Genomic DNA, 20,260 nt, shown 5'->3' on the forward strand with positions numbered 1-20,260 from the left:
CGTGGATATGCATGGCTTCATGGGCGCTGGCCCCTGGACGACGGTTGCCACAGATCGGCCTCGAGCCCGTCCACCAGGCGGTCCACCGCCTCGCGGATGGCCAGATCCAGCACCTTGCCGTTGAGCGTGGCGTCGTAGCTGGCGGTACCGCCAAAGCCCACGATCTCGCGGTTGGACAGGCTGTACTCGCCCGCGCCCTGCGACGAGAACACCACCTCGCCGGTGGCGGTGCGCACCACGTTGAGCCCTACCTTGGCGTAGGCCACCTGGGTCTTTCCCTTGCCCAGGATGCCGAACAGCTGGTGATCGCCGGTCTGCTTGCGACCGAACTCGGTCACATCGCCGGTGATGACGAACTCCGCCGCCTTGAGCTGCTGCGCCTGGCCCGCGATGCGCGCTTCCTGGCCGGTTTCACTCAGGTTGTCCCGGTCCAGCACATTGAAGCGCCCGGACTGTTGCAGGTGCCCGACCAGGATGGTGCGGGACTGACCGCCCAGGCGGTCCACGCCGTCGGAGAAGGCGCCGCGCAGGAAGGTGGATCGGTTGTCGAATTTGCCCACCGACACCGGGACGCGCGGGCCGCGCGGCGCGGTGCGCGTGGCCTGCACCTGTGGCGTGACCAGGGCCTGGTGGCTTTCGGTGGCGCAGCCGGGCAGCAAGGCTGCTGCGCCGAGGCTGGCGCCGGCCAGCAACGACCGACGCAGCAGCTGACGTCGATCGGGGGAAGGGGGTGTTGGCATGGAACGCTCCGGGTAGGCCCGACATGGGCGGAGCGATTCCATCACCGGCCCCCGGGCCATACCCGGGGGTGGATGAGGCCGGTCAGCCGATCTCGGCGATCAGCTCGATCTCCACACAGGCGCCCATCGGAATCTGGGCGACGCCGAAGGCGCTGCGCGCATGGGCGCCGGCCGGGCCGAACACCTCGCCGAACAGTTCGCTGGCGCCGTTGGTGACCAGGTGCTGCTCGGTGTAGCTGCCGGTGCTGTTGACCAGGCTCATCACCTTGACGATGCGGCGCACGTCGTCGAGCGTCTTGCCGCTGGCCTGGCAGGCGGCGTGCAGCGTGCCCATGAGGTCGATGGCGATGGCGCGAGCGGCGGCCTTGCCTTGTTCGGTGGTCATGTCGGCACCGAGCTGGCCGACCCAGGGTTTGCCGTCGCGCCGGGCGATGTGGCCGCTCAGAAAGATCAGCGACCCGGTCTGCACGAAGGGCACATAGGCCGCGGCGGGCACCGCCACCGGCGGCAGGGTGATGCCGAGCTGACCCAGCTTGTCGTAAACGCTCATGAAGCCTCCTTGAAAACAGCCGGCCATTCTAGGGCGGTGCTGCCCGGGGTAAGGCCCGACAGCCCCGGATAGGGTCGCGGGCGCCCGGCGGGCGTGCGGGCGGCATCGGGGACCGGAGGCAGAGATGGATTCACAAGGGGAAGTGCGGAGCCGTTGGCCGTTGTCCGTTCTGGGGGCGCCGGGCTGGCTGGCACTGGGCTGGGTCCTGGGGACCGCCCTGCAGTTGCAGCAGGTGCAGCTGTGGTCCTTGCCGGCCTACGGCGTGCCCGTCCTGGCGGCGCTGCTGTTTGCTGGCTGGCGGTACCGGTCCTGGCCGGGCGGCGTGCTGGTGGCGCTCGCTGGGGCGCTGGCCTTCGGCGCCGCCGGCTGGCGGAGTCTGGAGCGATCGGCCGACCGGCTGGCCCCGGCGCTGTGGGGGCAGGAGGTGCAGCTGGTGGGCGTGGTGGCCAGCCTGCCGGTGCGTGGGCCGCAGGGCATGCGGTTTGTGCTGGCCGTGGAATCGGCGCAGATGCGGGGGGAGCCGGTCCGGGTGCCCCAGCGGGTCGCCTTGAGCCTGTGGCAGCCTGCGCACGGTGCGGCATCGCTTGAACCCGAGCGCCTGCCTGCCGTGACCGCGGGCGACCGGTGGCAGATGCCGGTGCGCCTGCGGCCGGTGCATGGCCTGAGCAATCCCCACGGCGGCGATCGCGAACTGCATGCCTGGTCAGAGGCCGTCGGCGCACAGGGCAGCCTGCGGCCGGGCGCCCGGTGGCTGGAAGCGACCGGGCGGTACCCGCTGGAGCGCTGGCGGCAATCGCTGTCGGACCGGCTGCAGTACCGGCTGGCCCCCGGCAGCCACGGTGGGGTGCTGGCCGCCCTGGCCGTGGGCGATCAGGACGCCATCGCCGAGGCCGACTGGGCGCTGTTCCGGCGCACCGGCGTGGCCCATCTGATGGCGATATCGGGTCTGCACATCACCCTGTTTGCGTGGCTGACGGTGGCAGTCATTCAGCGGTGGTGGCGATGGGCCGGACGGCTCTGGCCCGCGCTGTTGCTCCGGGCCCCGGCGTCGCGGGTGGCTGCGGTCGGGGGCTGGGGGGCGGCGACGGCCTATGCGCTGGCCGCCGGCTGGGGCGTGCCGGCCCAGCGCACGGTGCTCATGCTGGCCCTGGCCCTGTGGCTTCGTCAGGGTGCGCGCCGCTGGCTCGGGCCGGTGCAGTGGCTGGTGGTGCTGGCGGCGGTGCTCTGCCGGGAGCCCTGGGCCTGGCTGCAGGCGGGTTTCTGGCTGAGTTTCGTCGCGGTGGGCGTGCTCATGGCATCGGACGGTGGCAGCGCGCGCGAGGCCGGCGGGCGATGGCGGGTCGTGCTGCGCCTGCTGCGTGAGCAGTTGACTATCACCCTGGCCCTGGCGCCCTTGTCGCTGTGGTTGTTCGGCGAAACCTCGCTGGTCGGGCTGCTGGCCAATCTGGTGGCCATCCCCTGGGTCAGTTTCGTGGTCACGCCGCTCACCCTGATGGGGGGTCCGATCCCGGTGCTGTGGGATGGGGCCGCCATGGCGATGGACCCCCTGCACGCGCTGCTGCAATGGCTGTCCGCGTCCGACATGGCGGTGTGGTCCCGCCCTGCATGGCCGCTGCCCTGGGCCCTGGCAGCCATGGCCGGCGGCGGCCTCGCGGTGTGGCCCGGACCGCCGCTGTGGCGGTGTGCCGGCGGGCTGATGCTGGCCTGGGCCTTCACCTGGTCGCCGGATCGGCCACCCCCCGGGCACTTCCGGTTGCTGGCGCTCGATGTGGGCCAGGGCAGTGCAGTGCTGGTGCAGACCCGAACGCATGCGCTGCTGCATGACACCGGTCCGGCCTGGGGCGCTGCCGGCGATGCCGGTGCCCGCGTCGTGGTGCCCACCCTGCGTGCCCTGGGTGTGGCACCCGATCGGGTCATGGTGAGCCACCGCGACACCGACCACGCCGGCGGCCGTGCGGCGGTGCAGGCGGCATGGCCCCTGGCGCAGTGGTCGTCGTCCGATCCTGCCCTGGCGCCCCGGCGCTGCCAGCGCGGACAGGCCTGGCAATGGGATGGCGTGCGCTTCGAGGTGCTCAGTCCGCTGGCGGAGGATTACGGTGACGACGGCCGCGGTCGCTGGCCGGCCAACGCCATGTCGTGCGTGCTGCGCGTGCAGGCGGCCGATGGCACCGCGGCCGTGCTCACCGGCGATGTGGATGCCCCGCGCGAGACCCGCATGGCGTTGTCAGAACCGCAGCTGCGGGTCGATCTGCTGATGGTGCCGCACCACGGCAGCCGCAGCTCCAGCAGCCCGGTGCTGCTCAATGCGTGGCGCCCGTCGGTGGCCATCGTGCAGGCCGGATTCATGAACCGTTTCGGGCATCCGGCACCCGACGTGGTCGAGCGCTACCGGGAACGTTCGGTGCGCCTGGTCGACACGCCGAGCTGCGGCGCGGTGAGCTGGCGCAGCCAGGTCCCCGGCGCGGTGGGCTGCGAGCGGCTGCAGCGCCTGCGTCACTGGCATGTGCCGGTAAGCCCCGCCGCCCAGCGCCAGGGGTCGGCGTCGCCGTCGTGAGCGGGGCCGAGGTCCAGTCCCACATCGGTGTCGACCCGGAAGCCCAGGGCCCACAGCCGTATCGCGTCGATCAGCCGGTGGGCTTCGATCACGGTCTCCCGATCGCGCAGGGTCCTGGCGTCGGCGGGCAGGCCGGCCTGGAGCTGGTCCAGCTGCTCCATCAGTTCGGTCCAGTGGCACAGCCACGCGGCCTGCGCTGCCTGCAGGCGCTGCCACGCGGACGGACCGGGTCGCTGGCGGTGGATCTGCTCCCGGTTGGCCTGCTCGAGCGCGCAGCGTCGCACGTCGATCACCCTTTGCTGCAGCTCCAGGCATCGCTTCTGCAGGTGCCGGTTCAGCGTCGAAGGCGTGGGCGGCAGCTGCACCACCGGTGGTCGGGCCAGACGGCTCTGCACGCAGCGCAGCGGAACGGCGCCGTGCCGGTCTTCCAGGAGGCAACCCTCGTCGGGCATTCGGGGCGGGTCGATCAGATCGGCGGGCAAGGTGGAGAGATAGGCCATGGTCGGGTGACGCAGACAGCGCTGTGGTGGAAGGGGGTCTGCATGGGTGACCGCCGCAACGCCATGCATCCACCGGCCGTGATGCCCGGCATTCCGTCGAGCGTCTGGCGGATAGTGGCCCGATACTTGCTAAGCTCCCGGGCAGGAGATTGCCGTCATGAGCCCACCCATGTTTGACGAAATGAACGCCTCGCCCACCGAGGTCCGCCAGCACTACCTGCATTACGCCCGCTGGCTGGCCCAGCAGCCGCCGGAGGTGATGGCAGCCCGGCGCCAGGAGGCCGAGGTGATCTTCCGCCGGGTCGGCATCACCTTTGCCGTCTATGGCGCCAAGGACGAGGACGGCGCCGGCACCGAGCGGCTCATTCCCTTCGACCTGATCCCCCGCATCATTCCGGCCGACGAGTGGAGGACCATGGAGGCCGGGCTGGTCCAGCGGGTGACGGCCCTGAACCGCTTCATCCACGACGTCTACCACGGTCAGGACATCATCAAGGCCGGCATCGTCCCGGCCGACCAGGTGTTCCAGAACGCCCAGTTCCGCCCGGAAATGATGGGTGTGGACGTGCCCAGCCAGATCTACTCGCACATCGCCGGCATCGACATCGTGCGGGCCCCCAACGCCGCCGGCCAGGGCGAGTACTACGTGCTGGAAGACAACCTGCGCGTGCCCAGCGGCGTGAGCTACATGCTGGAGGACCGCAAGATGATGATGCGGCTCTTCCCCGACCTGTTCACCGAGAACCGCGTGGCCCCGGTCGCCCATTACCCCGACCTGCTGCTGGAGACCCTGCGCGCCGTCAGCCCGGCCACCACCGCCGAGCCCACGGTGGTGGTGCTCACGCCCGGCATGTACAACAGCGCCTACTTCGAGCACGCCTTCCTGGCCCAGCAGATGGGGGTGGAGCTGGTCGAGGGGCAGGACCTCTTCGTGCGCGACAACTTCGTCTACATGCGCACCACCCAGGGCCCGCGCCGGGTGGACGTGATCTACCGCCGGGTCGATGACGACTTCCTCGATCCGCTCGTGTTCCGACCCACCTCCACGCTGGGCTGTGCGGGTCTGCTGGGCGTCTACCGCAGCGGCAACGTGACGATCTGCAACGCGGTGGGCACCGGCATCGCGGACGACAAGTCCATCTACCCCTACGTGCCCAAGATGATCGAGTTCTACCTCGGTCAGAAACCCATCCTGAGCAATGTGCCCACCTTCATGGGCCGTGATCCGGAAGACCTCAAGTACATCCTGGCCCACCTGGACGAACTGGTGGTCAAGGAGGTGCACGGTGCCGGCGGCTACGGCATGCTGGTCGGCCCGGCCAGCACCCGTGCCGAGATCGAGGCCTTCCGCGAGGCGGTGGTGGCCAACCCGGCCGGCTACATCGCCCAGCCCACGCTGAGCCTGTCCACCTGTCCGACCTACGTGGACAGCGGCATCGCTCCCCGACACATCGACCTGCGTCCCTTCGTGCTGTCCGGGCGCGAGGTGCAGATGGTGCCCGGCGGCCTGACCCGCGTGGCCCTGAAGGAAGGCTCGCTGGTGGTGAATTCCTCGCAGGGCGGGGGCACCAAGGACACCTGGATTCTCGAAGACTGAACCCCCTACCGAGGCCTGCCATGCTCTCCCGCACCGCCGATCACCTGTTCTGGATGTCCCGCTACACCGAGCGGGCCGAAAACACCGCCCGCATGCTCGACGTCAACTACCAGACGGCGCTGCTGCCGCAGTCGGCTGCCGTGGCCCAGGTGGGCTGGCAGGGACTGCTGTCGATCAGCGAGCTGCTGCCCACCTACACGGCCAAGTACGGCCAGGACATCACGTCGCGCAACGTCATGGACTTCATGGTGCGCGACGAATCCAACCCGTCGAGCATCGTGTCGTGCCTGCGGGCCGCCCGGGAAAACGCCCGCGCGGTGCGCGGCGCCCTCACCACCGAAGTGTGGGAAACCCAGAACAGCACCTGGCTCAAGCTCGCGAGCTACCTCAAGACGCGGGACTTCGAGCGCGACCCCGGCGCGTTCTTCGAGTGGGTCAAGCACCGCTCGCACCTCTCGCGCGGTGTGGCCATCGGCACCATGCTGCAGGACGAGGCCTTTCATTTCTACCGCATGGGCACCTTCCTGGAGCGGGCCGACAACACCGCGCGCCTGCTCGACGTGAAGTTTCATGCGGTCGAGAGCGACTTCTTCGGCGCTGCGAGCGAGCTCGATCAGGAGTACGACTTCTACCACTGGAGCGCCATCCTGCGGTCGGTCTCGGCCTTCGAGGTCTACCGCAAGGTCTACCGTGACGTCATTTCGCCCGAACGGGTGGCCGAACTGCTCATCCTGCGCGCCGACATGCCGCGCAGTCTGGCCGCCAGCGTGGGCGAGGTGGTCAACAACCTGTCGGTGGTGGCCAACGACCACAGCGGCGAGACCCTGCGCCGTGCCGGCAAGCTCAAGGCCGATCTGCAGTACGGCCGCATCGACGAGATCCTGGCCACTGGCCTCCATGCCTTCCTCACCCACTTCCTGGACCGGGTGAACGAGCTGGGTGCCCGGATCAGCCAGGACTTTCTGGTGCCTTCCCACGGTTGATCGCCCGGGCAGGGCCGGGACCACGGTTCTGTCGCCGTTGGTCGGTGATCCGGAGAACGGTTGCGCCAGGTCGGTTACTCAGGGTCCAGGAACCTCCTGGACCACCGAACCTTCCTGATCGCCCATGGCCAAAGTCGCAAACCCTGCTTTCCCGGCGGTACCCCACGGTCCCGCCGAAGGCCGGTCATCCCGTTCCCCCGAAGGTGTCGCCGGCCCCTCGTCTCCGTCGTTCTCATTCATCCAGGTCGAGTCCGGTCGACCGGCCGCGCTCCGGACGTTCCGGCCCTGCACCACGGCGCCCCTCCCGCACATCGTCCCGCCCGGCCCTGTGACCGGCACGCTCACTGGCGGCCTGCCGGATCTGGCCGTGCAACTGGCCCGGGCCGGGCTCGACGTGCCGGCCGCCTTGCTGCAATCCCATGCCGCAGCCATGCACGCCCTGATCACGGCGGATCAGGGCTTTGGCCACCTGAATTTCGCGGTGCAGGCAGCTTCCTCCCTCGATGCGGTCTATCGGGCATTCCTGGACCGTCTGCCCGATGGGCTGGCCGCATCCGATCCGGGCTTCCAGGCCGTGGCATCTACGTTCATGGCGCATGCCCTGCTAATCAACGAAGTGGGTCGCTCAGGCCGGTCCCCGGCCGACATCGGCGCCTTCATCGGCGGGACCGCCTCGATGCCGCCATCCCGACTGGGTGTCGCCCTGTCCCGGTCCCGCCCTGGGTGACCCACCATGATTCCGCACTGGTGGTTCGGTGGCAACCTGGCTCGCTGGGAGACCTGCATGGCGTGTTTCGATCGCCACGGCATGGTCCTGCCGATCGTGCCCGACAGCCTCGAGCAGGTGCTCCGCAGCAGCCTTCGGACCGACAGTCCGGGGTGCTTCGCCACGTCGGGCTGGCGAACGCGCGGTCCCTGGCCCCGCCTCATCGATGACTGGGTGCGCTATGCCGAACCGGTGCGTGCCTGGCTGCGGGTACCGGTCGGGGTCAAGGATGGGGTGGTCGAGATGTCGCTGGCCACTCCTGCTCTGGCGGTGTTCATGCGCCATCGGTGGAGCGACCTCCAGGACGCCGAGTGGATGCGCCTGAAGGTTGGAGAAGCCCACCGGTCCGCGGCCCAGCTGCTCTGGGACGCAGACAAGCTGGTGCGTGTCGGGCAATGGCCCCTGGATCAGCGCCTGCTGCTGATCGACGATGACCTGGATCTGCCGCGCTGGGGCTGGCTGGACGGTGCCCCGGTCCTGAATGACGACCACACCCCGGACATCCGCATCATGAAGGTCAGCCACACGATGTACCTGGAGGTCATGGCGGTCATGCACAGCCTGCACCACCGGGGCCTCGAGACCCTGCTGAACGGACCCGCAACCCGCTTATGTCGGAGAGTTACGCCATGCAAGCACCCGTAGAAGCCCATGCCCTGATCTCGGCGCTGGGACAGTCACTGGGAGAGGCATCGTTGCAGCTGGACGGGGAGGGGCTCGCCTTCCTGCCCCTGAGCAACGAGTTTTTCCTGCATCTGCAGGCCGATGTGAAGCGGCAGTGTTTCATCGGGTTTGCGGTGGTGGGGACCTTGCCGGTCCAGCCGTCGGTGTCGCTGCTCAAGCAGCTGCTGCAGGCCAATCGGTTCTGGCGCGAGACCGGTGGCGCCACGCTCAGCCTGGACGACAAGCAGCCTCCGCGCCTGGTCCTGGCCGACCGCTACGACTGGCCCGACCTGCTGCAGGAGGACTTCATCGAGAAGATCAACCAGTTCATTGATGTGCTTCACGAGACCCGATCCTGGCTGGATGAACCGGTGGCCGTCACCGACCCCGGGTGGTCGGCTGCTGCGCTGGGTCACTCCCTGGCCTGAGGCCATTCCTTCCTTCATTCCCCATGCGTCCCCGGAACCAGCCCATGACCACCTCCTACCCCGTCGATCAGTGGATCACCGAGCTGGGTCGGCACTACCGCATCGAACAGCTCCGCCTCAACGAGCAGCGCATCCTCGCGCTGGCCATCGGCGACGGACTGTCGGTCCACATGCAGGCCATTGCAGCCACCCAGACACTGGTGTTCTATGCATCGGTGGTGGTCATGTCGGAGCCGCTCACGCCCGGCCTGCTCGTGGCCATGCTGCAGGCCAACCGCTTCTGGTACGAAACCGGTGGCGCCACCCTCAGTCTGGACGATCAGACCCCGCCCAGAGCGATCCTGGCGCAATCGTTCCGGTTTCGGGACCTGGACGTCCCCCGTCTGGTGGAAGCCTTCGAGAACTTCGCCGGCGCCCTGCAAGCGATGCACGAATGGCTCGAACCGGAGGTCAAGGTGGCACGCCCGCAGGCGGATTCGCCTGCGTTCATGCAGCGGGCCTGACACTGCAGGCAGAATCGGAGACCGCCAGGACCCCGAGATGACACTGCACATCGACCACACGACCCACTACCGCTACAGCCAGCCGCTGCAACACAGCGTGCACACGCTTCACCTGTGGCCGGTCAGCGGACCTTGCCAGGAGGTCGTGGACTGGTCGGTGCAGGTGCCGGGCACCCTGGTCGAACAGCCCCGTGTGATGGGCAACCGCGTTCACGCCTTCACCTTGCGCGCTGGCCCGGAAACCCGGGACATCCGGATCCGCGCCAGTGGCCGTGTGAGGCCCCTGGGGGTGTCGCGGTTCCTGGACGACACCGGGATGCCCCCGGCCTTCTTTCGCCACGCCTCCCCGCTGGCAGAGCCCCATGCCCGGATGACGGCCTGGGCGCAGGGGCTGCTGGGGCCGGCCATCGGGGCGTCGCCCGACGAAGAGGTGCTGATGCATCTGCTGCGTGCGGTGAGCGGCCATGTGCGCTACCGCCCTGGCAACACCGGTGTGGAGACGACCGCCATCGAGGCCTTCGACTGGGGGCTGGGCGTGTGCCAGGACCAGGCCCATGTGATGGTCGCGCTGTGCCGGGGCCTGGGCTGGCCGGCCCGATATGTCAGCGGCTACTTCCACGCGGTCAATGAACCCGAGCTCGCCAGCCACGCCTGGGTCGATGTCTGCCTGGACGAGACCACCGGTGAATGGTGGAGCCTGGATGTGACCCATGCCTGTCCGACCGATGGCCGCCATGTGCGCCTGGCGGCCGGCACCGATTACATCGGCTGCATGCCGGTGCGCGGCCTCAGGCGGGGCGGCGGCGAAGAAACCATGGATGTGCAGATCCGCATTGCGGCGCAAACCGATTCACCCTGAGGAGAGATTCGATGACCTGGTTGATCGTGGGACTGGTGCTGTTCCTGGGCGTGCATTCGGTGTCGATTGCGGCACCTGCTGCCCGTGACCGATGGGCTGCCTCGATGGGGCAGAACGGATGGAAGGGGCTTTATTCGCTGGTGTCGCTGGCCGGGCTGGTCCTGATCGTCATCGGTTACGGTGCGGCCCGCGAAGCCCCGGTGATCCTGTACACGCCGCCGGCCGGACTGCGGCATCTGGCGGCCCTGCTGATGCTGCCGGTGTTCATCCTGCTGTTCGCGGCCTACCTGCCGGGTCGGATCCAGCGTGCCGCGAAACACCCGATGCTGGCGGCCGTGAAGTTCTGGGCCCTGGCCCACCTGCTCGCGAACGGTTCTCTGGCCGACGTGCTGCTGTTCGGCGGATTCCTGGCCTGGGCCGTGGCCGACCGTATCTCGGTCAAGCGCCGCGCTGCCGCCGGCATGCGCGTGGGCCCGCCCTCGAAACTTTCCGGTCCGGACCGGGATCTGTGGTCTGTCGCCGGCGGTCTGCTGGTGTACGGTGTGTTTGCCGGTTGGGCCCACGGCGCCTTGTTCGGGGTACGACCTTTCGGAGGGTGATGGGCATGGATTCAGGTGGGCGTGTCGGGGTCGCATCCGGATGGCTGCTCGTCATGGCCGCAGCGACCTGGCTGGCGCCTGCCGGGGCGGCGGCTTCGAGCGTGCGCGTGGAGCCGGTGGCTCAGGGGCTGCAGAACCCGTGGGCCATGGCGGCCATCGGCGAGGGGCGCTGGCTGGTCACCGAGCGTGCCGGGCGCATGCGCGTGGTCGAGGCCGATGGCCGACTCGGCGAGCCGCTGACCGGCGTGCCGGCGGTCGCGGCGGTGGGCCAGGGAGGGCTGCTGGACGTCATCGCCGATCGGGACTTCCCGCGCAACCGCCGGGTGCACTTCTGCTACGCCGAACCCGGTGCGGGCGGCAACTCCACCGCCATGGCGAGTGCCGAGCTGGCGCCCGACCGGAGGTCGCTCGAGGATGTGCGGGTGGTGTTCCGCCAGACGCCCAAGGTGGACAGCCGGCTGCACTTCGGCTGCCGCATCGTTCAGGCGGGTGATGGCAGCCTGTTCCTGACCCTGGGCGACCGTTACCACCGCATGCAGGATGCCCAGACCCTGGACAACCACCACGGCAAGGTGGTGCGGGTGCGGCCCGACGGCGCGGCCCATGTCGACAACCCATTCGGTCGCCAGCCGGGTGTTCTGCCCGAGATCTACAGCCTGGGCCACCGCAACCCCCAGGGGGCCGCCCTGGGGCCCGACGGAGCACTGTGGCTGGTGGAGCATGGTCCGCAGGGGGGTGACGAGGTCAACCGCATCGTGGCCGGCCGCAACTACGGCTGGCCGGTCATCACCTACGGCGAGAACTACGGCGGCGGCCCCATCGGGGAAGGCATCACGGCCCGGGCCGGACTGGAACAGCCCCTGAAGCACTGGACGCCCTCCATCGCGCCATCGGGGATGGCCTGGCTGCGCAGCAACCGCTATGGGCCCGGCTGGCAGAACAGCCTGTTCGTGGGATCGCTGAAGTTCCGCTATCTGTCGCGGCTGGTGTTCGACAACGGCCGGCTGGTCCGGGAAGAGCGGCTCCTGCCGGAGATCGGTGCCCGCGTCCGCGATGTGCGTGAAGGCCCCGACGGGCTGCTGTACCTGCTCACCGACGACCGCAACGGGCGGCTGCTGCGGGTGGTGCCCGGCGGCTGAAGGCCGGGCAGGGGGTCAACGGGTCAGCCAGCGCCGGGCCAGGTGGCTGCCGGCGTCCACCAGCGCCACCATGAGCAGCATGGCACCCAGGATGGTGGCGGTCTTGCCCATCTGGAACAGGCCCATGTGGAAGGACAGCAGCTGCCCCAGACCACCGGCGCCCACCACGCCCAGCACGGCGGCGGCGCGGATGTTGTTCTCCCAGCGGTAGAGCGTGTAGCTCATGAGCTGAGGCAGCACCTGGGGCAGCGTCGCGTACAGGAACACCCGCAGCGCACCCACCCCTTGCACGCGCAGCGCATCGCCCGGGCCGGGAGGGGCGTTCTCGATGGCTTCGGCAAACAGCCGGCCGAGCACGCCGCTGGTGTGCAGCGCCAGCGCCAAGGTGCCGGCGAACGGCCCCAGGCCGGCGCTGATGAGCAGCAGGGCAGCCCACACCAGTTCGGGGATGCTGCGCAGGGCATTGAGCAGCCAGCGGGTGGGCGCACGCCCCCAGGCCCGGTCGGCCGCATGCAGGCGGCTGGCCGGCAGCGCCAGGGCCAGGCCCAGTGCGGCGGCCAGGCCGGTGCCCAGCGCCGACATGGCCAGGGTCTCCCAGGCGCCCACGCCGACCTTGGCCAGAAACTCGGGCGACAGGTCGGGCGGAAAGAACTCGGCCACGAAGCGCCCCATGCTGCGGGCGGCATCGATCGACAGGAACTGGGCCCATTGCAGGTCGAGCGACCAGAAACTGGCCACCACCAGCACCAGCAGGCCGGTGGTGAACCAGCAGGCCTTGCAGCGCGCGTGCCACAGGGGCGGCGGCAGCCGGTAGGGCTGGTTGGCGGCACGGGGCTTCATGGACGGCATGGCTTGGCCTCAACCCAGGCTGCGGCGCAGGGCACTGCTGGCCCGGTCGGCCAGCGCCACCAGGGCCATGAACACCAGCAGCATGAGCGCCACCTCGCCGCCGTTGAACATCTTCATGGAGTTGTCCAGTTGCTGGCCCAGGCCACCGGCGCCCACGAAGCCCAGCACCACCGAGGAGCGGATGGCGCATTCCCAGCGGTAGACGGTGTAGCTGGTGAGCTCGGCCGCGTTGGCGGGCAGCAGCCCGTAGAAGAAGGCCTGCAGCCGCCCGGCGCCATTGCGCAGCAGGGTCTGGGTGGGGTGGGCCTCGCCGCTTTCCAGGATCTCGCCGTACACCTTGCCCAGCATGCCGCCATAGGTGAGCGCGATCGCCAGCACGCCGGCCGTGGGTCCCAGGCCCACCACCCGCACGAACACCAGCGCCCACACCAGCTCCGGGATGCTGCGCAGCACGATGAGCAGCCAGCGCACCCCCTGCCGCACCAGCGCGGGCAGCCGGTCCATGCGGCCTGCCAGCGCCGACACCGACAGGACCCGGGTCGACAGCAGCGTGAGCGGGATGGCGATCACGAGCGCGAGGGTGACGCCGGCCGTGGCCATGGCCACGGTGCGCCAGGTCTCGCGGGCCACCAGCCACAGGAATTCGCCGCTGGTGTTGAGCGGCCAGAAGCTGGCGAGAAAGGTGCCGGTGACCTTGAGGTTGCGCGGCTCCAGCAGCACCCAGGGCCGGAATTCGGTGGCCACGCCCAGCGGCCACAGCACCGCCAGCAGGGCGCCGATCCAGAACACGCGGCCCAGCCAGGCCGGGTCCCGGTCGGGAACCTTCAGGGGTGCACGGGTGAGGGCGTTCATGCGTGGGGCAGCGACGTCGGTCGTCGCTTCAGCGGCAGTGCATGGCCACCGGCTGGGGCCCGCCCCGGTCGGGCTCGGCCACCACGGGTGCAGGCCCCTGCAGCTCGTGCTCGAACTGGGCGTACAACGCCGCGAGTCGCTGGGGCGTGACGGCCGACGACGGCAGGTCGAAGGCCACCTCGCCATCGCGCAGGCCGATGATGCGCGGGAAATGGGCCAGGGCCACATCCACCTGGTGCAGCGTGGCGACCAGGGTGGCGCGGCGCTCGCGGGCACTGCCCACCAGCGTCTCGATGGCCAGCCGCGACCGCGACGGGTCCAGCGCCGACAGCGGCTCGTCGATGAGCCACAGGCGGGCCGGCGCGAGCAGGGCACGGGCCAGGCCGACCCGCTGGCGTTCGCCGCCGGAGAGCCGGTCGACCCGCGCAAACAGCTTGTCGGCCAGATCGAAGCGGTCCAGCGCCTCATGAGCTGCCGGAATGTCGGAGGGGTAGAGCAGCGAGCGCAGGCTGGCCAGCAGGCCCATGGCGGGCAGGCGTCCGGCCAGCACGGCGGTCACCACCCGCTGCCGTGGCGGCAGCGGCGGCACCTGCGGCGCCAGGAACAGCTGGCCGCGCAGGCGCTGCAGGTCGGCCACCGGCATTTGCCAGGGCGAGGCGCCATCGAAGCGCAGCTCGCCGGCCGACGGCCTGAGCGCGCAGGCCAGCAGCTGCAGCAGGGTGGTCTTGCCGGCTCCCGAAGGGCCGATCACCGCCACCTGCTCGCCCGATGCGATGCGCAGCCCGAGTCCGCTCAAGGCCGGACGGGTGCCTGCCTGGGCCGCCGGATGGCGGGCGGCCAGGTCGATCAGCTCGATGTCCACCGCGGTCCGTCCTGCGTCACAGCAGGCCGGCGCTGCGGGCCGCGGCTTCCAGCCCCTTGTAGTTCTCGGGCTTGGTCTCGATGTAGCGGGTGGCGCGGTTGAGCTTGAGGATCTCGGCCTGCTCGGGCACGGCCGGGTTCAGGCCGATGAGCGCGGCCTTGATCTTCTCGCGCTGGGCAGCCGGCATGTCGGCATGCACCGACCAGTTGTAGTTGAAGTAGCCGGGGGTGGTGTAGAACACGTCGACCGCCTTGGTGTCGACCTTGTTCTCGCCCACGAACTTGCGCCACACGGTGATGTCGAGCGCGGCAGCGTCGACCTTGCCGCTGACCACCGAAGCGATGGTGGCGTCGTGCGCGCCGCTGTAGGCGATGCGGGCAAAGTCCTTCTCGGGGTTCATGCCGGCCTGCAGCAGGAAGCTGCGCGGCATCAGGTGGCCGGAGGTGCTGCTCTGCGACCCGAACGACACCTGCTTGCCCTTCATGTCGGCCAGGTTCTTGATGCCCGAGTCGGTCTTGGCGATGAACACCGACTGGAACTTGGTGTCTTCCTCGCGCTGGGCGATCGGGATGATCTTGCCGCCCGAACGCAGGTTGGCCTGCACATGGGTGAAGCCACCGAACCAGACCAGATCGACCTTCTTGTTGACCAGCGCCTCCACGGCGGCCGGGTAGTCGCTCACCGGGGTGAACTCGACCTTCATGCCGAGCTGCTTTTCCAGGTAGGTCGCCAGCGGGGTGAACTTGCGGATCTGTTCGGTGGCGGCTTCTTCGGGGATGGTGGTCACGCGCAGGGTCTGGGCGTGGACGGAGGCAGCGGCCAGCAGGGCCAGCGCGGTCAGGCTGCGGCGCAGCAGGGTGGTCAGGGTCATGGGGTTTCCAGGCAAAGGGTGAAAACGCGGGAGGGGTGGGAGGCCGGGGCAAGGTCGGCCGTGCCGTATTAGAACCGGATCGGCGACCGCTCGACGCCCGAGGGCTTTCCCCCCGGCGACGCCGCCGCGGCCGCTGCCGGCGGACAATCCACACCCCATGCGTCCTTCCCTCGTCCTTGTCACGCCGGCCCTGGCGGACGCCAACAACGGCAACTGGCAGACCGCCCGACGCTGGGCCCGCATGCTGGCGAGCCGCTGGCGCGTGACCCTGGCCAAGGCATGGCATCCCGGCGCTGTCCATGCCGATGCCCTGCTGGCGCTGCATGCCCGTCGCTCGGCCGACAGCATCGCGGCCTGGTCGCTGCACCACCCCAACCGCCCGCTGGTGCTGGCCCTGACCGGCACCGACCTGTACCGCGACATCGCGGTCGATGCATCGGCCCAGGCTTCGCTGCGCGCCGCCCACCGCCTGATCGTGCTGCAGGACCAGGCCCCCTTGAGCCTGCCGCAGTCGCTGCGAGGACAATGCCACGTGGTGCTGCAGTCGTGCACCGCGCGGCGGACCTTGCCCAAGGCCGCTGACCGCCTGCGGGTGGTCGTGGTCGGCCATCTGCGCGAGGAGAAGGACCCGGCCACGCTGCTGGCGGCAGCGGCGCTGCTGCGCCCGGAGGAAGGCATCCTCATCGATCACATCGGTGCGGCCCTGGACCCGGCCCTGGGCGAGGCCGCCACCCGCACCGCCGCGCAGTGCCCGCACTACCGCTGGCTGGGTGCCTTGCCGCACGACCGCACCCGCGAGCGCATCCAGCGCGCCCACCTGCTGGTGCATCCCAGCCGCATGGAAGGCGGCGCCCACGTGATCATGGAGGCGTTGCGCAGCGGCACCCCTGTGCTGGCCTCCGACATCGACGGCAATGTGGGCATGCTGGGCGAGGGCTACCTCGGCTACTTCCCCGTGGGCGATGCCGACGCCCTGGTGGCCGCACTGCGGGCCCTGCGCCACAGCCAGGGGGGCCCGTCACCCTTGAGCCTGTCCCACCTGCAAGCACAATGCGCCACACGGGCGCCCTTGTTCGATCCCGCGTCCGAACGTGCCGCCCTGCTGCGCGCGCTGGACTTCACCGCTTCCCCCTTGCTGCTTTCTGCCGGAGACCCGCCATGACCACCGCCACCCCCACCCAGCCCCGCCTCACCAGCCTCTCGCACGGCGGCGGCTGCGGCTGCAAGATTGCCCCTGGCGTGCTCAGCGAGATCCTCAAGGGCACGGCAGCCATGCCCATCCCGAAGGAGCTGCTGGTGGGCATCGAGACCGCCGACGATGCGGCCGTCTATCAGCTCAACGACGAGCAGGCGCTGATCGCCACCACCGATTTCTTCATGCCCATCGTCGACGACCCGTACGACTTCGGGCGCATCGCCGCCACCAATGCCATCAGCGACGTGTACGCCATGGGCGGCACGCCCATCATGGCGCTGGCGCTGGTGGGCATGCCGATCGCGGTGCTGTCCACCGAGACCATCGGGCGCATCCTGGCCGGCGGGCAGGACGTGTGCCGCGCCGCCGGCATCCCGATTGCGGGCGGTCACACCATCGACTCGGTCGAGCCCATCTACGGCCTGGTGGCCCTGGGCCTGGTGCACCCCAAGCGGGTCAAGCGCAACGCCGACGCCCGCGTGGGCGACCGTCTGGTGCTGGGCAAGCCGGTGGGCGTGGGTGTGCTGTCGGCCGCGCTCAAGAAGGACCGGCTGGACGCCGAGGGCTATGCCCGCATGATCGAGAACACCACCCGCCTCAACACCCCCGGCCCCGACCTGGCGGCCATGCCTGGCGTGCACGCGCTGACCGACATCACCGGCTTCGGCCTGGCCGGCCATGCCCTGGAGATGGCGCGCGGCGCCGACGCGGCGGTGCATATCGACATGGCCCGGGTGCCGCTGCTGCCCGGCGTGCGTGCGCTGGCGGCAGCGGGCATGGTCACCGGGGCATCGGGCCGCAACTGGGCCGCCTACGGCCACGAGGTGCGGCTGGGCTCGGGTCTGCAGCCGGTCGATCAGGCGCTGCTGTCCGACCCGCAGACCAGCGGCGGCCTGCTGGTGTCGTGCGACGCGGCTTCGGTGGACGAGGTGCTGGCGGTCTTCCGCCGGCACGGCTTTGCCGATGCAGCGGAGGTGGGATCCATCGTCGCGGCCGAGGGCAGCGGCGTGCGCCTGATCGTGGACTGATCCGGAGGTCGACATGGACATCAAGGTTCTGGCCTTCGACATCTTCGGCACCGTGGTCGACTGGCACGGCAGCATCGTCCGTGAGGTGCAGACCCTCTACCCGCAGGTCGACGCCGACGCCTTCGCCCTGGCCTGGCGCGCCGGCTACCAGCCGGCCATGCAGCGGGTGCGTTCCGGCCAGCAGGGCTGGACCCGCATCGACGAGCTGCACCGCCAGATCCTGGACGACATCCTGCCGCGCTTCGGCCTGGACCACCTGGACGACGAAGCCCGCCGCCACCTCAACCGCGTGTGGCACCGGCTCGATGCCTGGCCCGACAGCGTGGCCGGCCTGCACCGGCTCAAGAGCCGCTTCACCATCACCTCGCTGTCCAACGGCAACATCGGCCTGCTCACGAACATGGCCAAGCGTGCCGGCCTGCCGTGGGACTGCGTGCTCTCGGCCGAGGTGTTCCGCGCCTACAAGCCCGACCCGCGCACCTACCTGGGCGTGGCCGAAACCTTCGACCTGGCGCCGTCGCAGGTGATGCTGGTGGCGGCACACCAGGACGATCTGGCGGCCGCCCGCGCCTGTGGCCTGGCCACCGCCTACATCGAGCGACCGCTGGAGTTCGGCGCGGCACACATCAAGGATGTCTCGCCCGACGCGGCCAACACGCTGCACGCGCGCGACCTGCAGCACCTGGCCGATCAGCTCGGCTGCTGAGGGCGGTGGTGCCGCGCCACGAAGGCCCGGTCGATCCGGTCCTTCCAGCGCCACACCCAGGCCCCGGCGGCCGACAGCGGCCCCCAGCTGGCCACCGCATGGCCGGTGCCGCACGACAGCAGGTTGAGCGTGACCTGCGGTGGCCAGTAGGCCTGCAGGGCCTGGCCGGTGGCCGCTCGCCGCAGGTTCATCGCCAGGGGCGGCCCGGCCCGCACCGCATGCACGCCGCTGCGGGGGTAACGGTGGTCGGCTCGGTCGGCCACGTCGCCGGCGGCCAGCACATCGGGGTGGCTGGTGCTTTGCAGGAACCGGTTGGTGGCCACATGGCCCTGCGGCCCCAGCGCCAGGCCGCTGCCCTGCAGCCAGGCCGGCGCCCCGCTGCCGGTGGCCAGCAGGGCCAGCTGGCATACCAGCGAGCCCGCCGTGCCCATGTGCACCGCCCCATCGTCCACGCCGGTGCACGGGACGGGCAGCACCGTGATGCGTTGTTGCCGCAGCTGCCGCTGCAGGCGGCGGCGAACGCCAGCCGGGTAGCCCGCCGCCACCGGCCCGCCGCCGGTCAGCAGCGACAGGCGCACACCCGCCAGGCCGGCCTGCGCCAGCCCCTGGCGGGCCGCGAACACCAGCTCGATGCCGGCGGCGCCGCTGCCGATCACGGCCACCGACGCCCCGTGTGGATGGTGCTGCTGCAGGCGCTGCACCGCCCGGGCCCAGCCGTCAACCAGGCCCTCGATGGGCCGCACCGCCAGGGCATGGCGCGAAGCGCCGGGCATGCGGGCTTCCAGCAGGTCGGCGTCCATCACGCCGCCGGTGTCGATGGACAGCAGCTCGTAGCCCAGCACGTCTTGCGCGGTGGCGCCCGCAGAGTCGGGCGTGTCGGGGGTGTCGACCAGCCGGACCTCGCGCCGCCCTGCATCGATGCCGGTGCAGCGTGCCTGCCGCCAGCGCACGCCGGCGGCACGGGCCAGCGGGGCCAGTGCGATGCGGCAGTCCTCGGGCCGGTAGTGCCCGGCGATCAGCCCCGGCACCATGCCGCTGTACATCAGGTGCGGCAGCGGCGAGACCAGGGTAATGTCCCAGCCGGTCCAGGGGCTGCGGGCCATGTCGGCCAGCACCGCCAGATGGGCATGGCCGCCGCCCAGCAGCACCAGCCGGCGCGCTGTGGTCATCGACCCTCTGCGGGTTGCCAGCGCAGGTCGGCCACCCAGCCCAGGCTCTTGCTGCCGGTGTTGTCGCTGTCGGCCCCGATCACGATGCGGGTGATGCGCGGCAGCGGTGCGTCCGAGGAATGCTCCTCGCCGAACAGGGTCAGGAAGTCCCGGCCCAGGTCGCGGGACTCGGTGATCCAGCGCGAGAGCGGTGCACTGCGGCCCTGCAGGGTGATGAAGCGCACCCGCCGGGTGTAGGGGTTGGCCGCCTGCACCGGCGCCTGGTAGGTGCTGTCCCACACGTAGCACACGGTGGCGGTGGGCAGGTCTTCGCCGCTCACGCTGCGGGCCATGCGCAGCAGCTGGCGCTCCAGGAAGGGCACCTGGTCCATGGGATGGTCGAAGAAGGCGCACACCTTGAGCGCCGCATCGTCGCCGTTGCGGCTGAGGATGTCCGGGGCCGCGGTGCCGCCCACCAGTGGCTGGTCCAGCCGCCAGCGCCAGGCCAGGCGCCGCACCGGCAGGACGCTGCCCGGCAGGCTGTGGACCAGGGTGCCGTAGGAGGCGTCGGTGACCACCCGGATGCCTTCATGGCCGTCGACCTGGCCGGGCTCGAACACCGTCAGCGGTACCTGCCGCTGACGCGCCGGCAGACCGACCACGCGCCAGTCGGGGCCCAGCAGACCGGATTGCCCGAGCAGCGAAGGCAGGGGCGTGGGCAACGGCCCCGCGGCGGTGTCCTGGGCCCGGACGTTCGGCAGCACCTGCAGCAGCAGCGCGGCCAGCCAGATCAGCCTGGGCGGCCGGGAAAGGGATGACATGGTAGGGACGTCCTTCTGTGCAGCGGCGGCAATGGTAACGCCACAGG

At 70.2% G+C, this 20,260-nt stretch carries 22 protein-coding genes; 13 read left to right on the top strand and 9 right to left on the bottom strand.

The features are described 5' to 3' along the window. Nucleotides 1-17 precede the first annotated feature (17 nt). Entirely contained in the window at nt 18-740 is a 723-nt protein-coding gene (locus tag CAP38_RS01270) for a CsgG/HfaB family protein (protein WP_086119075.1), read from the bottom strand. A gap of 82 nt (nt 741-822) precedes the next feature. Continuing rightward, entirely contained in the window at nt 823-1,290 is a 468-nt protein-coding gene (locus CAP38_RS01275) for a RidA family protein (protein WP_086119076.1), read from the bottom strand. 160 nt (nt 1,291-1,450) lie between these two features. On the opposite strand from CAP38_RS01275, the gene CAP38_RS01280 reads away from it, so the two are divergent. Beyond that, complete coding sequence (locus tag CAP38_RS01280) at nt 1,451-3,844, top strand: ComEC/Rec2 family competence protein (protein ID WP_256924175.1); 2,394 nt, start codon at nt 1,451-1,453, stop codon at nt 3,842-3,844. Here the strand turns inward: CAP38_RS01280 and CAP38_RS01285 are convergent. Then, nucleotides 3,784-4,344 carry a hypothetical protein gene (locus CAP38_RS01285; RefSeq protein WP_086119078.1) on the bottom strand — a complete coding sequence of 187 codons (561 nt, stop codon included), beginning with the start codon at nt 4,342-4,344 and terminating at the stop codon, nt 3,784-3,786. The two genes, CAP38_RS01280 and CAP38_RS01285, sit on opposite strands and share 61 nt — an antisense overlap. Nucleotides 4,345-4,501: 157 nt before the next feature. Between CAP38_RS01285 and CAP38_RS01290 the strand changes: the two genes are divergently transcribed. From CAP38_RS01290 to CAP38_RS01330, 9 genes are all read left to right on the top strand, one after another. Then, nucleotides 4,502-5,941, top strand: coding sequence for a circularly permuted type 2 ATP-grasp protein (locus CAP38_RS01290; protein WP_086119079.1), 1,440 nt, complete (start codon nt 4,502-4,504; stop codon nt 5,939-5,941). Between the two features lie 20 nt (nt 5,942-5,961). Further along, nucleotides 5,962-6,924 (top strand): alpha-E domain-containing protein, encoded by a 963-nt coding sequence (locus CAP38_RS01295; protein WP_086119080.1) that lies wholly within the window; start codon nt 5,962-5,964, stop codon nt 6,922-6,924. A gap of 328 nt (nt 6,925-7,252) precedes the next feature. Further along, complete coding sequence (locus CAP38_RS01300; protein WP_086119081.1) at nt 7,253-7,651, top strand: hypothetical protein; 399 nt, start codon at nt 7,253-7,255, stop codon at nt 7,649-7,651. Between the two features lie 57 nt (nt 7,652-7,708). Beyond that, nucleotides 7,709-8,335 carry a hypothetical protein gene (locus tag CAP38_RS01305; RefSeq protein ID WP_143435730.1) on the top strand — a complete coding sequence of 209 codons (627 nt, stop codon included), beginning with the start codon at nt 7,709-7,711 and terminating at the stop codon, nt 8,333-8,335. Then, nucleotides 8,320-8,781, top strand: a complete 462-nt coding sequence (locus tag CAP38_RS01310) for a type III secretion system chaperone (RefSeq protein WP_179188424.1) — start codon at nt 8,320-8,322, stop codon at nt 8,779-8,781. The genes CAP38_RS01305 and CAP38_RS01310 overlap by 16 nt, the downstream gene beginning before the upstream one ends. 44 nt (nt 8,782-8,825) lie before the next feature. Beyond that, entirely contained in the window at nt 8,826-9,284 is a 459-nt protein-coding gene (locus tag CAP38_RS01315) for a type III secretion system chaperone (RefSeq protein WP_179188425.1), read from the top strand. A gap of 37 nt (nt 9,285-9,321) precedes the next feature. Next, complete coding sequence (locus CAP38_RS01320) at nt 9,322-10,143, top strand: transglutaminase family protein (RefSeq protein WP_086119085.1); 822 nt, start codon at nt 9,322-9,324, stop codon at nt 10,141-10,143. 11 nt (nt 10,144-10,154) lie between these two features. Next, nucleotides 10,155-10,742 carry an NnrU family protein gene (locus tag CAP38_RS01325; protein WP_086119086.1) on the top strand — a complete coding sequence of 196 codons (588 nt, stop codon included), beginning with the start codon at nt 10,155-10,157 and terminating at the stop codon, nt 10,740-10,742. Between the two features lie 53 nt (nt 10,743-10,795). Continuing rightward, nucleotides 10,796-11,881, top strand: coding sequence for a PQQ-dependent sugar dehydrogenase (locus CAP38_RS01330; protein ID WP_218776545.1), 1,086 nt, complete (start codon nt 10,796-10,798; stop codon nt 11,879-11,881). Nucleotides 11,882-11,896: 15 nt separating this feature from the next. Here CAP38_RS01330 and phnE read toward each other — a convergent pair whose 3' ends face one another. The 4 genes from phnE to CAP38_RS01350 are packed head-to-tail and all read right to left on the bottom strand — an operon-like array spanning nt 11,897 to nt 15,315. Continuing rightward, complete coding sequence (gene phnE / locus CAP38_RS01335; protein ID WP_373271383.1) at nt 11,897-12,721, bottom strand: phosphonate ABC transporter, permease protein PhnE; 825 nt, start codon at nt 12,719-12,721, stop codon at nt 11,897-11,899. A gap of 18 nt (nt 12,722-12,739) precedes the next feature. Further along, nucleotides 12,740-13,582 (bottom strand): ABC transporter permease, encoded by an 843-nt coding sequence (locus CAP38_RS01340; protein WP_086119088.1) that lies wholly within the window; start codon nt 13,580-13,582, stop codon nt 12,740-12,742. Between the two features lie 28 nt (nt 13,583-13,610). Further along, nucleotides 13,611-14,444, bottom strand: a complete 834-nt coding sequence (locus CAP38_RS01345; protein ID WP_086119089.1) for a phosphonate ABC transporter ATP-binding protein — start codon at nt 14,442-14,444, stop codon at nt 13,611-13,613. Between the two features lie 16 nt (nt 14,445-14,460). After that, nucleotides 14,461-15,315, bottom strand: a complete 855-nt coding sequence (locus tag CAP38_RS01350; protein ID WP_086119090.1) for a putative selenate ABC transporter substrate-binding protein — start codon at nt 15,313-15,315, stop codon at nt 14,461-14,463. A 157-nt stretch (nt 15,316-15,472) separates the two neighbouring features. Between CAP38_RS01350 and senB the strand changes: the two genes are divergently transcribed. From senB to CAP38_RS01365, 3 genes are read left to right on the top strand one after another with little or no spacing between them, the layout of a single operon-like run. Further along, complete coding sequence (senB, locus tag CAP38_RS01355; RefSeq protein ID WP_086119091.1) at nt 15,473-16,477, top strand: selenoneine biosynthesis selenosugar synthase SenB; 1,005 nt, start codon at nt 15,473-15,475, stop codon at nt 16,475-16,477. Beyond that, the gene (selD, locus tag CAP38_RS01360) at nt 16,474-17,538 is read left to right on the top strand and encodes a selenide, water dikinase SelD (RefSeq protein WP_086119092.1); all 1,065 of its coding nucleotides are present in this window, start codon (nt 16,474-16,476) and stop codon (nt 17,536-17,538) included. The genes senB and selD overlap by 4 nt, the downstream gene beginning before the upstream one ends. 13 nt (nt 17,539-17,551) lie before the next feature. After that, a complete protein-coding gene (locus CAP38_RS01365; protein WP_086119093.1) occupies nt 17,552-18,244 on the top strand; it encodes a haloacid dehalogenase type II in 693 nt (230 codons plus the stop codon). Here the strand turns inward: CAP38_RS01365 and CAP38_RS01370 are convergent. Together CAP38_RS01370 and CAP38_RS01375 are read right to left on the bottom strand one after the other, a co-directional pair. Beyond that, nucleotides 18,229-19,413, bottom strand: a complete 1,185-nt coding sequence (locus CAP38_RS01370) for an FAD-dependent oxidoreductase (protein WP_086119094.1) — start codon at nt 19,411-19,413, stop codon at nt 18,229-18,231. The two genes, CAP38_RS01365 and CAP38_RS01370, sit on opposite strands and share 16 nt — an antisense overlap. Further along, nucleotides 19,410-20,213, bottom strand: coding sequence for a DUF3047 domain-containing protein (locus tag CAP38_RS01375; RefSeq protein WP_086119095.1), 804 nt, complete (start codon nt 20,211-20,213; stop codon nt 19,410-19,412). The genes CAP38_RS01370 and CAP38_RS01375 overlap by 4 nt, the downstream gene beginning before the upstream one ends. Nucleotides 20,214-20,260: the final 47 nt, after the last annotated feature.

It is taken from the genome of Hydrogenophaga sp. IBVHS2 (genome assembly GCF_002127215.1).
Taxonomy (GTDB): domain Bacteria; phylum Pseudomonadota; class Gammaproteobacteria; order Burkholderiales; family Burkholderiaceae_C; genus Hydrogenophaga.